Origin of the sequence: Bacillus toyonensis BCT-7112 (genome assembly GCF_000496285.1) — a bacterium.
Taxonomy (GTDB): domain Bacteria; phylum Bacillota; class Bacilli; order Bacillales; family Bacillaceae_G; genus Bacillus_A; species Bacillus_A toyonensis.
Genome location: NC_022781.1, coordinates 4,649,990 through 4,665,601 on the forward strand (window position 1 = coordinate 4,649,990; position 15,612 = coordinate 4,665,601).

The 15,612-nt window shown below is 32.5% G+C and carries 19 protein-coding genes and 3 pseudogenes; 16 read left to right on the plus strand and 6 right to left on the minus strand.

The genetic code is table 11. The annotated features are described in order from the left end of the window. The first annotated feature begins 104 nt into the window (after positions 1-104). The 6 genes and pseudogenes from BTOYO_RS23735 (at position 105) to BTOYO_RS23760 (ending at position 4,592) form a co-directional block, all read left to right on the plus strand. Positions 105-419 carry a hypothetical protein gene (locus tag BTOYO_RS23735; RefSeq protein WP_000250444.1) on the plus strand — a complete coding sequence of 105 codons (315 nt, stop codon included), beginning with the start codon at positions 105-107 and terminating at the stop codon, positions 417-419. Then, positions 419-983, plus strand: a pseudogene (locus BTOYO_RS28080) (tyrosine-type recombinase/integrase). Before BTOYO_RS23735 ends, BTOYO_RS28080 begins: the two are co-directional and overlap by 1 nt. 304 nt (positions 984-1,287) lie before the next feature. Further along, positions 1,288-1,833 (plus strand): GNAT family N-acetyltransferase, encoded by a 546-nt coding sequence (locus BTOYO_RS23745; protein ID WP_000706290.1) that lies wholly within the window; start codon positions 1,288-1,290, stop codon positions 1,831-1,833. Positions 1,834-2,006: 173 nt separating this feature from the next. Continuing rightward, complete coding sequence (locus BTOYO_RS23750) at positions 2,007-2,744, plus strand: class I SAM-dependent methyltransferase (protein ID WP_000812398.1); 738 nt, start codon at positions 2,007-2,009, stop codon at positions 2,742-2,744. Between the two features lie 297 nt (positions 2,745-3,041). Next, complete coding sequence (locus BTOYO_RS23755; protein WP_023441239.1) at positions 3,042-3,995, plus strand: hypothetical protein; 954 nt, start codon at positions 3,042-3,044, stop codon at positions 3,993-3,995. Positions 3,996-4,382: 387 nt separating this feature from the next. Further along, positions 4,383-4,592 carry a hypothetical protein gene (locus BTOYO_RS23760; RefSeq protein ID WP_000356390.1) on the plus strand — a complete coding sequence of 70 codons (210 nt, stop codon included), beginning with the start codon at positions 4,383-4,385 and terminating at the stop codon, positions 4,590-4,592. Here BTOYO_RS23760 and BTOYO_RS28085 read toward each other — a convergent pair. Then, positions 4,512-4,732: pseudogene (locus BTOYO_RS28085) on the minus strand (excalibur calcium-binding domain-containing protein); the annotation flags it as partial. The gene BTOYO_RS23760 and the pseudogene BTOYO_RS28085 overlap by 81 nt on opposite strands. Positions 4,733-4,950: 218 nt before the next feature. On the opposite strand from BTOYO_RS28085, the gene exsG reads away from it, so the two are divergent. Together exsG and BTOYO_RS23770 are read left to right on the plus strand one after the other, a co-directional pair. Further along, positions 4,951-5,103 (plus strand): exosporium protein ExsG, encoded by a 153-nt coding sequence (gene exsG, locus BTOYO_RS23765; RefSeq protein WP_000395673.1) that lies wholly within the window; start codon positions 4,951-4,953, stop codon positions 5,101-5,103. A 208-nt stretch (positions 5,104-5,311) separates the two neighbouring features. Further along, positions 5,312-5,521: a hypothetical protein gene (locus BTOYO_RS23770; RefSeq protein WP_000830259.1), complete on the plus strand. Its 210-nt coding sequence runs from the start codon at positions 5,312-5,314 to the stop codon at positions 5,519-5,521. A gap of 144 nt (positions 5,522-5,665) precedes the next feature. Here BTOYO_RS23770 and BTOYO_RS23775 read toward each other — a convergent pair whose 3' ends face one another. Continuing rightward, entirely contained in the window at positions 5,666-6,505 is an 840-nt protein-coding gene (locus BTOYO_RS23775) for an arylamine N-acetyltransferase family protein (protein WP_000988917.1), read from the minus strand. Between the two features lie 551 nt (positions 6,506-7,056). Between BTOYO_RS23775 and BTOYO_RS23780 the strand changes: the two genes are divergently transcribed. Beyond that, a complete protein-coding gene (locus tag BTOYO_RS23780) occupies positions 7,057-8,658 on the plus strand; it encodes an esterase/lipase family protein (protein WP_001238674.1) in 1,602 nt (533 codons plus the stop codon). 113 nt (positions 8,659-8,771) lie between these two features. Here BTOYO_RS23780 and BTOYO_RS28375 read toward each other — a convergent pair. After that, positions 8,772-8,906: pseudogene (locus BTOYO_RS28375) on the minus strand (preprotein translocase); the annotation flags it as partial. A gap of 511 nt (positions 8,907-9,417) precedes the next feature. Here BTOYO_RS28375 and BTOYO_RS23785 point away from each other — a divergent pair. Then, positions 9,418-9,693, plus strand: coding sequence for a stage V sporulation protein S (locus BTOYO_RS23785; protein WP_000427795.1), 276 nt, complete (start codon positions 9,418-9,420; stop codon positions 9,691-9,693). A 314-nt stretch (positions 9,694-10,007) separates the two neighbouring features. Here the strand turns inward: BTOYO_RS23785 and BTOYO_RS23790 are convergent, their stop codons facing one another. From BTOYO_RS23790 to BTOYO_RS23800, 3 genes are all read right to left on the minus strand, one after another. Continuing rightward, complete coding sequence (locus BTOYO_RS23790; protein WP_000678738.1) at positions 10,008-11,144, minus strand: site-specific integrase; 1,137 nt, start codon at positions 11,142-11,144, stop codon at positions 10,008-10,010. 20 nt (positions 11,145-11,164) lie between these two features. Continuing rightward, positions 11,165-11,683: an ImmA/IrrE family metallo-endopeptidase gene (locus BTOYO_RS23795; protein WP_000487833.1), complete on the minus strand. Its 519-nt coding sequence runs from the start codon at positions 11,681-11,683 to the stop codon at positions 11,165-11,167. A gap of 450 nt (positions 11,684-12,133) precedes the next feature. Further along, entirely contained in the window at positions 12,134-12,490 is a 357-nt protein-coding gene (locus BTOYO_RS23800; RefSeq protein ID WP_000004574.1) for a helix-turn-helix domain-containing protein, read from the minus strand. A gap of 184 nt (positions 12,491-12,674) precedes the next feature. Between BTOYO_RS23800 and BTOYO_RS23805 the strand changes: the two genes are divergently transcribed. The 6 genes from BTOYO_RS23805 (at position 12,675) to BTOYO_RS23830 (ending at position 15,607) form a co-directional block, all read left to right on the plus strand. Then, positions 12,675-12,878: a helix-turn-helix domain-containing protein gene (locus tag BTOYO_RS23805; protein ID WP_000413421.1), complete on the plus strand. Its 204-nt coding sequence runs from the start codon at positions 12,675-12,677 to the stop codon at positions 12,876-12,878. 33 nt (positions 12,879-12,911) lie between these two features. Next, a complete protein-coding gene (locus tag BTOYO_RS23810) occupies positions 12,912-13,211 on the plus strand; it encodes a MerR family transcriptional regulator (RefSeq protein ID WP_000606752.1) in 300 nt (99 codons plus the stop codon). A gap of 67 nt (positions 13,212-13,278) precedes the next feature. After that, positions 13,279-13,794, plus strand: a complete 516-nt coding sequence (locus BTOYO_RS23815; RefSeq protein ID WP_000022024.1) for a helix-turn-helix domain-containing protein — start codon at positions 13,279-13,281, stop codon at positions 13,792-13,794. Positions 13,795-13,824: 30 nt separating this feature from the next. After that, complete coding sequence (locus BTOYO_RS23820) at positions 13,825-14,046, plus strand: hypothetical protein (protein WP_000151155.1); 222 nt, start codon at positions 13,825-13,827, stop codon at positions 14,044-14,046. Positions 14,047-14,227: 181 nt separating this feature from the next. Beyond that, positions 14,228-14,512, plus strand: a complete 285-nt coding sequence (locus BTOYO_RS23825; protein ID WP_000834161.1) for a hypothetical protein — start codon at positions 14,228-14,230, stop codon at positions 14,510-14,512. Positions 14,513-14,629: 117 nt separating this feature from the next. After that, positions 14,630-15,607, plus strand: coding sequence for a DnaD domain-containing protein (locus BTOYO_RS23830; RefSeq protein WP_000312160.1), 978 nt, complete (start codon positions 14,630-14,632; stop codon positions 15,605-15,607). Positions 15,608-15,612: the final 5 nt, after the last annotated feature.

Genomic DNA, 15,612 nt, shown 5'->3' on the forward strand with positions numbered 1-15,612 from the left:
AATCAGCGGACATCGAACTATAAGAGCATTAGTAATATTGCTCTGTAGTTCGGTGTCCGCTTTTTTGTTTTTATTAACAAAATATATAAGGGTTGTTTTTATATATGGTGCAATTAACTTTTTCGCCTAAAATTGATCGCAAAGCAACGCAGGCTCGTTTAGAAGAGATTCTTGAAAATGTTCGTATTTATAGACAATTTGGGATGATTAGAAATGAGATGAAGGTTACAGCATCTAGCGAGGTAAGATATCATGGTCCAACAAATATGGTAGGGAAGCCAGCAGAAGATATTGCTTTAGCAAATGTTGGTATGAGTGAGCGTACGTATAGACGAAATAGATCTAGTGCTTTTTATAAATTAGCTTTTGCTCTTAGATTAGAAGTATATGAGACTGAAGAAACTGGAGGTAATGAATAATGAATTTTGTTCAGCAGATACGTGATCCAGAAGAAATACAGCAGCTAAAAGAGTATTTTAAGGAGAAGTGTGCACGAAATTAAATTTTATTCATTATGGGAATCAATACAGGCTTGAGAATCTCTGACATTTTAAAATTGAAGGTAGAAGATGTAAAAACGAGTCATATCTCTATGAGGGAAAAGAAAACAGGAAAACAAAAACGTATTCAAAATACTGCAGCATTAAAAAGAGAACTGAAATGGTTTATAGAAGAAAGAGAAGATTATGAATACCTATTACAAAGTAGACAATGAAAGAATCGTCCTATCGGTCGTAGTATGGAATATAAGATATTAAGTATAGCCGCAGCAGAGTTTAGTTTAGATGAAATAGAACGCATACGCTAAGAAAGACGTACGGGTACCATATGTACATGCAAACGAAAAACATAGCACATTAATCATGGAGATATTCAGTCACTCTTCAGAGAAGGTCATGTTACGTTATATAGGTGTAAATCAAGATGCAATAGATAAAGCAATGACTAGGTTTGAAATCGAATCATTGCTTTTTTCTTTTTAAATCTAGGGGTACCGTCACCGTTTTTGAAAACCCCCATGCTAAGAGCATACAAAAATTTATACAGTTTTTGGATAATTCAGTAACAAAGGAGAACCCGAAAACCTGCGTCAGGATAGGAATGTATAAAATAATGCATAAATCTGTAGAACAAAAAAAGGAAATTCCTTTGTCAGAGGATGGGCCCACCTTTCCTTGTTATCGATAATGAGACGTCATGTTAGCTTAACATGAATATAATATAAAAAAGGAATTTATAAGATTTGACGAGAATAAAATTGTATTAAAAGGATATCGGAGGTTTTTTATGAAAATCGTAGGACAGCAAATATATCTTCGACTTTACAAAATTTCTGACGCGAGCGAGTTAGCTAACTTACACACTAGAAATCGCGAATTTTTTCAACGAGTTTGTCCATTACTCCCAGAAGTCTTTTATACAGAAGAACATCAAAAAATGCGCATTGAACGAGCATTAAAAAAGAAAGCTGAAGATCAAGTTTACGCTTTTGGAATCTTTTTAAAAGCAACTGATAAACTTATCGGAGACATTTCATTAACTCAAATTGCTAGGGATCCCGCCCAAAGCTGTTATACGGGATTTACCTTAGATAGGGAGCATAATTCAAGGGGCTATACAACAGAGGCTCTTCGACTTGTTGTAGACTTTGCATTTAGAGAATTAAAACTACATAGAATTGAAGCAGGAGCTATGCCTAGCAATATAGCATCTATTCGTGTATTAGAAAAAGTAGGATTTAAAAAAGAAGGTATAGCTAAAGAAAATGTAAAGATTAATGGCAAATGGACAGATCATCAAATATTAGCTATCATCAACAGCCTGGATGTATAAGCACATTTCACTTCCGATAATGAGACGTTATGTCAACCTAACATGTATAGGATATACACTGTTCCTTATTCAACTAAATGGCAGGTTAGTTGAAGTGTATTTTGGTTAATATAGGAATTTTTGGATGCCCCCTAGAATATAAAAAATATAGATTGTATTATAGGAGGTATATAATGAAACAAAACATTTATGATAATCCGTTTTTCTTTAAAAATTATAAGTCATTACGTGAAAATGGATTTACCTTTAATGATTTTGTTGAACAGCCAGCAATTAAATCTATAATTGCTAATCTTACAGATAAGTCTGTATTAGATTTGGGATGTGGAACTGGTCATTTTTCTATGTACTGTGTAGAAAATGGTGCCTCGAAAGTTATAGGAGTGGACATCTCAAGAAATATGATTGAACAAGCTGAAATGTATAACAAAAACGAAAAAATAGATTATATGTGTGTACCAATAGAAGAACTTAATTTGCCAAATCAAAAATTCGACTTAATAACAAGTTCTTTAGTTATACATTACATAGAAGATTACTCACATCTAATTAAGAAAATAAGAGATCTGTTAAAAAATGATGGTGAATTTATCTTTTCAACAGAACATCCAATAGTAACAGCTCGAAAGGAAATGAATAATTGGTTTAAGGATAATAATGGAAACAGATTGCATTGGGCATTAGATAATTATCAAGAAGAAGGAAAAAGAGAGGAACATTGGTGGATAGATGGTGTTGTTAAATATCACAGAACAATTTCAACATTAATTAATACTCTTATAGACAACGGTTTTGTAATTGAGAAAATTATTGAGCCAGAGTCAACTCCAACAGGATTAGAAAAAATGCCAGAATTAATAAATGAAAAACGGAGACCATCTTCTATTATCATTAAATCAAGAAAATATTGAGGTTAAACCCTCGTTGATTAACTTCCACTTTCGAGAATTATGTAAATAAGCTGTCCATATGGGCAGCTTTATTTTATGTTCCCGCATAGCGTAGGTTATTTTGAAAAATGCTGGTGGTATCCCTCCCTATACAGCTACTCATAATTTTTGTACTGTGTAACTCAAAAGAGAAAGTTAAATAAAATTAATGATAGCAAGGGATTCAGTGATAGGATCAGTTACACACAATATAAGATAAGGGTAAGTCAATTATTTATATCTTAATATTATGCTATAAACAAGAAAGTGGTGGTTGTGATGAGGGAAAGATGTCCGGTTTGTCAAAACTCTATTGAGGAACCCCAATTAGTAGGAGTGGGAGGGGGACGTGCAGAGCAATATAAATGTGAGAATTGTGGCACATTTTCCATGATTGAAGAAGCGAGAATCGAATTAAATGTAGAGCAGAAGAGAAAACTTTCTGCAATTTTAAGAAAGAGAAACATTAGAGGGATGGGAAAAATAATGATTTTTCTTAATCGACCAGATGAAAATCTTTCAGAATTTCCGTATCCTATTTATCTTTTAGCGGATCTATTAAGTGAATATCCAGATAGTGCTTCTGATAGATTGGATGAGTCATTAATAAACTTAGCTAAATTGTCAAAATTTCCAGGTGACCCATTATATATTCGTGAATCAGATAAATCTCTATTTTTTGTACAGAGTGTTCATTTGTTGGAAATGAAATATATAGCGAACCAATTATTTCAGGACGAATTAATTGAGATATCTAAGCTATCTGCAGCAGATTTTCCTGCACATATTACAGTTACAGCAAAAGGGTGGAATCGTATTGCAGAATTAGAAAAGGAAAGAGAAGCGGATACTAAGCAGGTGTTTGTCGCTATGTCATTTAGTCCAAAAATGGATAGTCTATATCAGAATGCAATTGCAACGGCTGTAAAAGAAGCAGGTTATGAGCCTATTCGAATTGATAAAGTGGAACACAATAACAAAATTGATGATGAGATTATAATTAAAATAAGACGAAGTAAATTTATAATTGCAGATTTTACTGAACATAGAGGTGAAGTCTATTTTGAAGCAGGATATGCAATGGGACTTGGTAAACCTGTAATATGGACTTGCAGGGAAAATGACTTAGCAAATCTGCATTTTGATACTAGACAATATAGCCATATTGTTTGGAAAGATGAGAGGGAATTAAAAGATTCATTACTTAATAGAATAAGAGCTACAATCAATTAAAGAAAGGTGGCAGATTCGTGATCGCTTTTTTGCAGTAAATGTGCCGGTCGTTTTGGAGTTAACGTGATATATTTGTATTGTGAGAAGTGGACGAAAACATTGCTCATAAAATTCCTCTGAAAATGGATCTTCATAACTGGTGGTGATGGTTGCAGGCTGGATGAATGGTTGTTCTTCATTTCACATTCAATTGCAATTTACGTTGTATAAACGGAGAAGGGGTTTTGCTCTTCTTTTAGTTACTTAATATTGCTGAAACAGATAAATGTAAATAAGATTAGGTGATTGGAAGAAGAATAAAACTTCATTTACCATAATTGAAATGCAAATGTAATACTTAATGAAAAAGCATCTATTCGGGTGCTTTTTATTTTGGAGGGATGAAGGATGGATAAAGCCAAATTAACTAAACCAGCACAAGCGGTTATAATTGGTACATTCATTTCAATGTTAGGACGGGATCTTGTAAATGAACGTATCGATAAAAAGAAATTAGAAAGTGTTATTCCAATCTTTAATGAGTTGGAAGATATACAACGCCAAAGTAAAAAATTCGATAACTGGGTGTTCAGATTTTGTTGTACCGGTCATTATTAATACAATAGAAATAATAAAAAAGATAACGGTAGGACGACCATATTGTTTTGCTTTTCCATTTTTCTTAAAGAATGAAAAGGATATATAAGATTAAAAGCAAATAGAAATAATACGCCACCAATATTACTCAAAATAGCCATTTTCATACTTCCATTTGCAAGATTTTCTCTATTGATTATATAGGAACTTATTGGATAATACACGTTTTATATTCATTTCGAAAATTAATATTTTTAATAGATATATATATATATATAAACAATTAATGTGAATATAAAGAAAAATAGATATATTTCCTATTACTTTTTTAAAGAGATTTCATAAATTATAGTATATCGATTGAAAGGAGGAGATTTGAATGGAATTTCAATTGTTAGTGAATTGTATATTACAAGAAGGTAATGCGTACTTTTTAGTAACGAAGGTAGACGATGTGATTACGTTAAAAGTACCGATTACAGCAGGAGTAGCAGCATTATTTTTAGCTTTTGGTGTACCAAGATGTTCTTAATTTAAATCTCTATAGTAGAAAGAGGAGGACAAGCCTCCTCTTTCTACTATTACATAATTATTTTATGTAAACTATAATGGTGTTTTATATTAGCACGTTTAAAATGGACATGCATATACTATAATGTTTCATTGGCGTATGTGATGAACGATAGTTTTGATAAGTGATATTCTTTTAAGTTATGAAAATAAAAGAGGTGCTATTATATATGAAAAGAAGAACATTAGATATTCCAGTTACATTGCGAAGAGAGTGGTTTTTAATAGAGTTAGCTCATTTAACGAAAAAATATGGAATTGAAATTGCAACTAGCAAAATGGAAGCCGCACCATTTTTAAGGGATCAAGTTACGGAATCAAAAATAGGAGCAGGGCTACAATACGATAAATATGATGATGAGTATATAATTGAAATGTAAGTAATACATGGCACAAAAAGAAATGCTTAATAATACTAGTCTTTTAAAAGAGTAACACTGATAAGGAATTACGCTATAAAAAATTATAAAATAAAGCAGATTCTATATATAGAATCTGCTTTATTATGAAATATTTTTAATCAACTAGCCTCTTTCTAATATTTTTCCTACATATTTCTCTTGAGTGATTCCAAAAGATTCACGAAGAATGCGAGCATATTCTTTAGAACCTATTGGTCGTTTATTTTTTGTGCCTTTAAAGGTTTCTGTATAATTTTTTTTCGTTAATGATATGTGACCATAATCAGTTAATTTACAAGTGATAGCCCCTTTATTAAAAGGCGATTCGTTATGCTCTACAATTACTTTTTGAATGTTATTCACTTTTTTCTCATCTATTGGATCTATAGTGAAAGCATAGCCTATTTTCCATTCGTTTGAAGGTTCAGATTGTAAGAAACTTGTAGATTCGCCGTTTGCGCCTTTTCGCATTTCTAAAATATGTGTACCTTTTCGGGTATTTCGTTTGTAAATTCGATATTCTCCCGTTTGAGAAGATATGATTTCGCCATTAAAAGGGACTGGTTGTAAAGGGAGATGAGATGCAAAACCTGCATCCACAATATAATCTGTATGATCATGACTTAAAATGATAATGACATGACCATCATCAGGTTTCCATTTATTATCGTAAAGATCGTATACAGTACCAGCTACTTTGTATACTTGAAACCCACAATCAATTAAAAAGTAATACAATAAGGAATTTAATTCATAACAAAGACCGCCTCTTTTTTGAATAAGTAACTTTTCTACTAAGTTATTTTTTGAAATGTTTTTAATAGTACCAGCCATAATATCAAGATTTTCATAGGGGAAAATCATTCCCATTTTTAAGAGGACTTCATCTAAATCATCAAATGTTAGTTCTTTTGCGGGAATTTTTAATCGTTTAAAAAACTCCTTTTGTAAATTGGTCATCATAAAGCATTCTCCTTTCTTTTTACAGAATTTTCTTCTGCTTACCGATAGGTTAGTACTTCTAAAAACTTAATTCAAGTCTGCGAAAATTATCATAATATATGTTTCTGGAAATATGATTTTATATTTTGAAATTTCAGTTAAATATTTAGTCATAGGAAAGTCTTACAATACAAGCTCCTTTTAAATTCGTTTGTATGTAATGAAAAGAAAATACATATCTTCATTATGTTTTTAAATAAATAATTAGTAATAAAATGTTTTTTTACTAAAATTTTTTCAAGATTTGTATGCTTTATATAAACAATCATGATTTGAAAAACATCTTGATGTAGTGAAGTTAACAATTATTGAGAAATTTTTTTGTCGTGTTTACTCAAAAGGAAGAGATGGAAACGAAGAGAATAACGTGAGTTAAGGAAGAGGGTGTACGAGTAATCACCTGAATATAGGGCTAACATCTTTTTCAAATAAAAAGATTAGCTATTATTAAGGGAGAAAATATAAATTATTACAAAGAGCACCTTCTTTCAAAAAAAAGTGGGGGGAGTAACATGCGATTAATGAGAAGATGTGTTGCCTTACTAATTATATTTTTTATCATGGCTCCATCGATTAGCACAAATGTAAGGGCAGAAGTTGTAAAAGAGCTTGGAAAGGGGTTTCCTGATACAGAAGTATTTACACCTGGCGATTGGTTTTTAGGACAAAAACCAACTAATTATGATGAGAATAAGCCTCCAATTCTCTTTGTACAAGGCAGAAATGGTAATGCGGATAGTTGGTATGGAAAGACTGTATATCACGATATAAATGATATGTATGACTATGCTTTGAAAGCGGGATATCAAACGGTATTTATTCAATTATATGATGCGGCAGGGAAAGGATCGGCTAGTCAGTGGGACAACGGAAAATTGTTAGCACAAAAACTGGAAGAAATATATAATCATTTCGGTAAAAAGGTTACTATTGTAGCGCATAGTAAAGGTGGTATAGATACACAAGCGGCATTAGTTGGATATGGTGCGAATCGATTTGTTGGGAATGTTATTACACTTGCGACACCACATCACGGCTCAAATTTAGCGGATTTATCATATAGTTGGTGGGCAGGTTGGCTTGCTTCTATATTAGGTCAAAAAGATGATGGTACGTACGCGTTACAGATAGGGGAAATGGCAAAATTTCGTTCAACGATAGATAATAATCCAGCAGTTAAATTAAACCGTTACTATACGGCTACTGGGACTAGCTGGGGACCAGTATTTTCTGCGTTATCTATGGGCGGATTATATTTGTCATCGTACGGCTCGAATGATGGATTAGTAAATGAATGGAGTGCTAAGCTACCATATGGCACACATTTATTTACAGATTCCAAATTTGATCATGACAATATACGAAAAGGATCAGCTGTTTTCGCACGAATTGAACCATATTTACGTACTGCAAATGTAGGCGTGCCACCTTTAGTAGCACCAAGTAATAGTTCAGAAGAAAATATAGAGCAATTAAATACAACTTCTAATCAAAATATTTTAGGGGGAGAATTGCCACAAAGTCAGTGGATAGAGCAAGCTGTGGCGGTTGATAAAAAGGCAGAAGGAATGGTTTCTGTATTAACAGCTGCTTCTGATGTAGAAATACAACTAATATCTCCAAAAGGAAAAGTGTATACAAATAAAGATAGTACGATAACTACTGGTGAAGGTGAATCTTTCTTTAATGGGGCAACAATTAGTACATTTAAATTTGACAAAATGGACGTAGGAGAATGGAGAGTTAAAATGATGGCGAAGCAGTCGAAAGATGCATACTTAATTGTAAGCGATCACAAAAGTGGCGCGCCATTCGTTCTTCAAATGCCAACAAAAGTCAAAATTAACAAATCAGAGTATAAACTGAAAAAATCACCTGCGGCACCTGAAATGAAAGGAAATCTTTCCATAACAGTAAGAGTTGTTAATAAAGAAGGGAAGCTAGTCTCTGAATTTAATGAATTACAAAATGTTAATACAAATACATTTACAGGTGCTTTGAAGGACATAAAGCAACCAGGGGTATATAACGTTACGATGGATATAAAAGGGATAAATAAAGAAGGAAAACCTTATAATCGTACGATTGTTAAGTCGGTTTATGTGGAGAAGTAAGAGTGAATAGATTTTGATATGAAAATTGCCGAAACCTTGTGTTAGAAGGGGACGGCAATTTTTTATGTTTATTAGGTTAACAGAATAATGAAATAGGGGTTTACGTTCTATAATGGGAAAGAACCACCAAAAGGAACAGTTATAAACTCAGTTTTCCAGAAAGTACCGTAAGCTGGCTTTGATGGTTTATGTGAATCGTGGCAGGAACATCTTTTATACGAGTTTGAAGAACGATAGTATGAACCCAATATATTACCTCCTGATGATTAATAAATGTAAGATATATAGTAGTATATGTAAATGAACTACTATTGGCATGTATGCCTATCCTGTATAAGGTGGTAGATTTGGAATATAAAGCACTCAAATGGTGAAATATAGTTTATTAGAATAATATGTATAACGATTTTTGAAGACGAAAAAATTAATAATTTGGTAGAAAAATGAACTGAAGTTCTAAATAAATTGAATTATTGATGAAACGCTTATTATACGAATTGCACCTGAAAAAGTAGCATTGTTATTTTTTGGTGCGATAATGTTGTCGTTTAGCGAATTGCTCCTATTTAAACGTTTGTATATTAGAGTCTTTATTCGTTACTTTTTATTTGTGCAGTTGGGCAGGAAGAAGACGAAAGGTATCGAATTCATTTACATAGGAAGCATTGTTTGCTTTTGGTGTGAATAATAGTTAAAGATACGTTGAAATATTTAAAACTGTAACGAAAGAGCTATTAAATAATAGAGGGAGCAACTTACATGGAAAATATATTAAAGGTATCTTCAAAATCAAGTCCAAATTCAGTTGCAGGTGCAATAGCAGGTGTACTAAGAGCAAATGGCAATGTGGAAATCCAAGTAATTGGGGCAGGTTCTTTAAATCAAGCAATTAAAGCAATTGCGATTGCAAGAGGATTTGTTGCTCCAAGTGGTGTTGATTTGGCTTTTGTTCCAGCATTTCAAGAGATTTCTATCAATAATCAAGAAAGAACAGCAATTAAATTAATTGTAGGTCCTAGAAAGAGAAGATCCTAATAGAGTGCCTTTATAGGATGTGATTTGAAAAGTGCGATAGAAATCGTCCTTTTCTTTTTTATTTATATTTTAAAGTTGAATTTTTAGTAATAAGCATTAGTGTAGTTAATAAAAAGTGTCGCAAATGCTTGTATGACAGGCACTTGTGACACTTTTGTAGTTTTATATAATATAAAATGAACAATTCTAAAACTGCTCATTCTTCTCCCAAGATTCTACGATATAGTATGAAAAACCTTATTATATCAAGGTTTTTAAGTGGTGATTTCCTTCGATGCTCACATTTTGCTCACATTAAATCTTTTCATTTTTTATCAGGTGTTTTCATTAGATTTGATTATGCTCTCAAAGTTTTCCGCTGCTTGTTGCTGCATGTTCTGCGTGATGTGACTATACTTGTCTAAAGTCATTTGAATAGATGAATGTCCTAAGCGATCTTGTACGATTTTAGGGTGTTCCCCAGCCTGAAGCATAAGTGTAGCATGAGTATGTCGTAAGTCGTGTATACGAATCCGAGGAACACCAGCTTTTTTGTAGTGATCATTCAAAAAGCGATGAGGAGCATCTATATGTAAGGGCAAATGCATCGTATTGCCGGTGAAAATAAAAGCTTTTTCATTTAAGTGTATACCCCAGCGGAAAAATTCTTTCTTTTTATAGGAGTAGTAGGATTGTAACTTTTCTATAACAAAAGAAGAGATACTAATACTTCTATTTGAAGACTTAGTTTTTGTAGCAGCTTTAAATAATCCTTTTTCTGTTTTTACCAGCGATTTATTAACCACAATGCGTTTATTATCAAAGTCAATATCTTTCCATGTTAGTGCAAGTAATTCTCCGCGTCTCATACCTGTATAGATTGCAAGTAAGAAGAACATATGGTACTTAATATTTTTTTCTTTTAGATACTGGAGGAATCGATTACATTCTTCGCTAGACCAAGTTTTCATTTCACCTTGCTCTTCACGTGGTTTTTTTACTTTATTCATTATATTATCATGTATGATTTCCCATTCTACTGCATGTTTGAATATGCATCTTAAGCAGCGATGGATATTGCTGATTGTACCATTTGACAGGCCTTTTTCTTTAAGTTCAGCATAGTAGCTTTGAATCATTACAGGTTTAATACTTTTAATTTTTTTATAACTAAATGGGGGAAGGATATAGAGCTTTACTAAGCTCATGTCTTTCTCATAAGATGTAATTTTTAATTCAGCTTTACGAAGAGGCTTTAACTTTTCCCATACATCTAAAACAGTTAATTGTTTGTCATCAAAATATATTCCTTTCTCTATCTCTGTAATCATTGTTGCAGCAGCATTTTGGGCTTCTTTTTTTGTTCTAAATCCACTTTTACTTTTTTGCTGTCGTTTTCCTGTGGTGGGATCTATACCGATATCTATCGTAAAAGACCACGCATTTCCACGTTTACGGAAACTTCCTTTCATATTCAATACCTCCTGTATCGTTATTTTTGAAAGTTACAGTATTGTGATATTTGATTCTGTAATTTACTTGCTAATAATTGATTTTTATAACGTAAAAGCCTTTTTTCAGCAAATTGTGTTGTTACATTGAATTTTTCAGAGATTATATATGCTTTTAACTGTAGGGGAGGAAGCTTTCGTAACATAAAAGTAGGTACACAAAATTGTTGTGCGAAGTTTTTAGCCTTTGCTTCTTGGTACTCCAGAAACATTTGATGCATTAATAATTGATTACCAGTATGAAATAGGATGTGACAGGTCTCATGGCCAAAATCCTCCCATTGTTCTTGCTGAGAGATACGATTATCAAGAACTAAGTTAGCTATTTGATTTCTTTCCATTGCATGACTTCCAAACGGAGCAAAGTACAGCAAAATGTTTAGCTTTTTCGCAATCTCCATCATATCAATTTGCTCGGGAACAAAAATAGATAAGGATTGGTACAAGTGCTGGATATAGTCTTCAAGTTGTGTATTGTAATAGGGTTGCGATTGAAACAAAATTTACACTCCATTCAAATAAAATAAGAACATTCGTTCTTATTTTATAATGGAAAAGTAAAAATTGGAAGGCAAACTTATAAGATAGGGTATCGATATAATTATAATCCACTATCTATTAACAACTTAAGGAACTGGCTATATGTGAGAGGAAGTATCCGTTATGCGAACAGTAATAATTCCTCAATAAGAATATAATTATACAGAAAGTAGGAGTAGCTTTAGGTATATTCAAAATTTTAAATCATTTAGAGTTTTATATATATTAGACATACGCTTGAATTCAGGTAATTAGCAGATAAAATGAGGGTAATATTAGAGGTGTAATACTTGTCCTATCAGATTAGTACATATAACTATAAAGTGTTATATTCTTATTTAATAATTTAAAAAGGAAATGAATAAACAAAAATAACTACACTTATTGAGTTTTTTTGCTTATTCATATAATTAACGTTTGTTTTCTTTTTGTTTGATAAATTCCCAAAATTGTTTAAGTTCTTCTTGTTTCTCTGGAGAGGCGTCTTTAATATCTTTAAACCAGAGACCTAAGTTTTGATCTTCAAAAAGATTTTCCACAAATAATCTATTATTAGAATCACTTTCTCTTCCTAGAAGATAGTCAGAAGAAACGTTAAAAATGTCAGCGGCTTTGCTAATTAAGGAGTCCTCAATAGGTCTTTTTCCACTTTCAATTCTGGATAGCACACTGTTATTAATCCCCATTTTTTTTGCGAATTCTATTTGTGACCATTTTCTTTTTTCACGTAATTGCTTTATTCGATAGCCAATTGTGGATTCTGACATTTTTTCACCAACTTCCTAAAAACATTATTATGTCAAATTTAAGATTATCTAAAGGTATTTTATCATTTTTTCCAAAATGGAAAAAGCGATTTGTTGAAATAGCAAAAAAAGCTTGACTTTGCTATAATAGCAAAATATTATATAGGTATACATTTGCTATTTTAGCAAAAAAGGAGATGGGAGTTTGGAGAAGTTAAATTTGGATTTTATTCAAAATAGACGTTTGGAACTACAGATTACGTTGTTAGATCTAGCAGAAGTGCTTGGTTTTAAGAATGCTTCTACGTATATGAAATACGAAAAAGGAAAGTATATGTTTAAGGCAAATCATTTGCCATTCATAGCAAAAGTATTAGATTGCAATATAGAGGATCTTTTTTTAAAATAAAATTTGCTAAAATAGCAAAATAAGGAGAGAGCTATGATCAATTTCGACATTGAATCATTCCGTCAAATCATCCGTGAAGAAGTGCAAAAAGCAACTGAGCATCTTCAACCAATGAAAGAATTACCACCATTTTTAACTATTACAGAATTAATGGAACTATTACATATTAAACGTACTAAAGCATCTGAGTTATTAAACCGTTCTGATTTTCCAGTATGTCGCGAAGCAGGAGTTCTTATTCCTACACATCTTTTTTTTAAGTGGATGGAAAACCACACTGAATGGGTAGAAAACAATACAGAGTATTACAATCCATTTAAAGAATCCGTCTAATAATAAATTACCATAGTAAGTTGTCACAAATAAATATTGCTTTAGGTACGAATGGGGGAAGTAAACGATGTCCATAGGAAAAGAAGTTGCTATGGCACGCAAACGAAAGGGAATCACCCAAGAGCAACTCTCCTTAGAAATCCCAGTGAGTCGTGAGTCACTAGCAAAATATGAAACTGAACAACGACGCTTACCAGAAGATTTACGAAAATGCATTACAGAAGGAATTGATGATCCACAGTTATTTTTTAAAATGTGGAATGAAGCAACAGGTCATGTAAGTGTCCCATTCTTTAATGGAGAGAATATAGATCTTCATCCTACAAGCATGAGGTACATGGTCAATCAAGAAATAAATGAAGCTTTGAAACAACTCGATACGGTATGTTGGTTTAAGCCTTCACAAACTTGGTCCGAAAGTGAGAAAGAAGATTTGAAAAAGGTAATGCATGAAATCTTGGATGCTACAGGTTCGATGATGAGCCTCGTAGCGGTCCTATGTGATCAATATGGTATTTCGATGAAAGAAGTCTTTAAGTACTGGAAAGTATCATTACGAGCTAGGAAGTATATAAAAGCTTAATTTAATTATTTTATTGTGGAGGTTTAAGTTATGACAATTGATTATGCAAGTCCAACTTTAAATCAATATAAAACGCTAATTCGTAAGGAAGCAAATTTATATGGTGATATTCGAATTGCATCAGTTTGTGGAGACTATAGGAAAGCAAAAAAACTAAAGCAAGAGAAGAAGTTGATGGAGATAAGAATTCGAATTATAGAAGCAGCGTTCGTTTTGAAAAACAAAAATAAAAAAGAAAAGACTACCGCATAGCCCGCGATAGCCAAGAAAATTAACATATGAATTATAGCATACTACAATTTAATGCGACAAGCAATTGTGCTTGTCGTTATGATCAGAAAGGCTGAGCCCCCATTTTTTAATAGATTCTGCTTCTTCTTTCTGTTCATAACGATGCGTACAGTATCAAATTACTAGAAATGAGGAATAAGTCATGAAATCAGAATGTAATCGTCTGTTCGACTTAGTTCTACCAGGTGATTTTGCTTTTGCAAATGAATTACATAACTGCATGGTGACATGTATACATAACATGTTCAATGCTGGTTCATTAGAGGAAGTAAACCATTGGGAGAAGGAATTAAATAGATGCGCAAAAGAATTCAAGAGCCTTCGTAATGAAAAAGAGGATCACGATGTATCAAAGAGTTATCGTGTAGTTGTGAAAAGCCTTCAAGGGCAGGGGGTTAATGCATCATTAGTTAGTCGAAGAAAATAAAAAATCTATCACTTGGCAGAGTGATAGATTTTAGACTCTTATAGAGAGTCTTTCTAAAAATAGAATTGGATTAAGTATATCAAAGCAAATCAAGTAAAACAATGGAGGATGAATAATATGGCAGTTTATAGACCTGTTCAAGTTTCATATTGGCAAGATGCTTTCGTTTTAGATCTTACACCGGAGGAAAAATACTTCTACTTATACTTAATGACTAATAGCAAAACTTCTCAGAGTGGTATCTATGAGCTGCCATTACGAGTGATAGAAATGGATACAGGGTATAACCGTGAAACGGTTGAGAAGCTGCTAGAGCGGTTTGCTGATTATGGGAAAATTTATTACAACAAAAAGACGAAAGAAATTATGTTGCTTAATTGGCTTAAATTCAATGCTATTACAAATTTGAATATTGAAAAGTGTGTGTTAAAAGAAATCCAGAATATTAAGTGTGAAGATTTTTTAATTGATTTTTATGAGACATGTTTAGATTTAGAACAGCAGCAAGATTTTAAAATTCCCCGTATTAAGGAATACTTCCAAGCTCGTTTTGAGTGGCTTATAAGGGGCTTCGAAGACCCTATGAAGGAAAAAGAAGAAACAAAAACAGAAACAAAAGAAAAAGAAGAAACAAAAACAAAAGAAGAAGCAGCAAGCTGCTCAAGTGATAAAAAAGTTGCAGAAGAAAATCCAATAGCATTTTATGAGCAAAACTTTGGAGTTCTTAAACCATTTGTGGCTGAAGGGATTAATGCGTGGATTGAAGATTTGAATGCACAGCTTGTTATCAAAGCAATGAAAATAGCTTTAGAAAAGAATGCACCTAATATGTCTTATGTACAAGGTATTTTAAGAGATTGGCATGCTAAGGGGTATAAGAGTATTACTGATGTTGAAGCTGCACAAACTCAATTCCGTAAGAAATATCAGTCTCGTGGTGGGAGAAGTAATACTAGAAAAGAAATCGTCCCTGATTGGTTACATACACAAGATACAGAAGTGCAATCTCAGCCTGTAAAGCACGATGAAATGGATTTAGAAGCTGAACGGAAACGTTTAGAACAAGTATTAGCTAAATATAAAAAAGAGGCTTAGGAGGA

Bases quoted from the DNA above. Each gene is read 5' to 3' on its own strand.
- BTOYO_RS23735 (WP_000250444.1), top strand. From the start codon at position 105: ATGGTGCAATTAACTTTTTCGCCTAAAATTGATCGCAAAGCAACGCAG.
- BTOYO_RS23770 (WP_000830259.1), top strand. From the start codon at position 5,312: ATGAAAAGAAGAACATTAGATATTCCAGTTACATTGCGAAGAGAGTGG.
- BTOYO_RS23825 (WP_000834161.1), top strand. From the start codon at position 14,228: ATGAAATCAGAATGTAATCGTCTGTTCGACTTAGTTCTACCAGGTGAT.
- BTOYO_RS23830 (WP_000312160.1), top strand. From the start codon at position 14,630: ATGGCAGTTTATAGACCTGTTCAAGTTTCATATTGGCAAGATGCTTTC.
- BTOYO_RS23815 (WP_000022024.1), top strand. From the start codon at position 13,279: ATGTCCATAGGAAAAGAAGTTGCTATGGCACGCAAACGAAAGGGAATC.
- BTOYO_RS23785 (WP_000427795.1), top strand. From the start codon at position 9,418: ATGGAAAATATATTAAAGGTATCTTCAAAATCAAGTCCAAATTCAGTT.
- BTOYO_RS23780 (WP_001238674.1), top strand. From the start codon at position 7,057: ATGCGATTAATGAGAAGATGTGTTGCCTTACTAATTATATTTTTTATC.
- BTOYO_RS23820 (WP_000151155.1), top strand. From the start codon at position 13,825: ATGACAATTGATTATGCAAGTCCAACTTTAAATCAATATAAAACGCTA.
- BTOYO_RS23775 (WP_000988917.1), bottom strand. From the start codon at position 6,505: ATGATGACCAATTTACAAAAGGAGTTTTTTAAACGATTAAAAATTCCC.
- BTOYO_RS23750 (WP_000812398.1), top strand. From the start codon at position 2,007: ATGAAACAAAACATTTATGATAATCCGTTTTTCTTTAAAAATTATAAG.
- BTOYO_RS23745 (WP_000706290.1), top strand. From the start codon at position 1,288: ATGAAAATCGTAGGACAGCAAATATATCTTCGACTTTACAAAATTTCT.
- BTOYO_RS23760 (WP_000356390.1), top strand. From the start codon at position 4,383: ATGGATAAAGCCAAATTAACTAAACCAGCACAAGCGGTTATAATTGGT.
- exsG (WP_000395673.1), top strand. From the start codon at position 4,951: ATGGAATTTCAATTGTTAGTGAATTGTATATTACAAGAAGGTAATGCG.
- BTOYO_RS23755 (WP_023441239.1), top strand. From the start codon at position 3,042: ATGAGGGAAAGATGTCCGGTTTGTCAAAACTCTATTGAGGAACCCCAA.
- BTOYO_RS23790 (WP_000678738.1), bottom strand. From the start codon at position 11,144: ATGAAAGGAAGTTTCCGTAAACGTGGAAATGCGTGGTCTTTTACGATA.
- BTOYO_RS23800 (WP_000004574.1), bottom strand. From the start codon at position 12,490: ATGTCAGAATCCACAATTGGCTATCGAATAAAGCAATTACGTGAAAAA.
- BTOYO_RS23810 (WP_000606752.1), top strand. From the start codon at position 12,912: ATGATCAATTTCGACATTGAATCATTCCGTCAAATCATCCGTGAAGAA.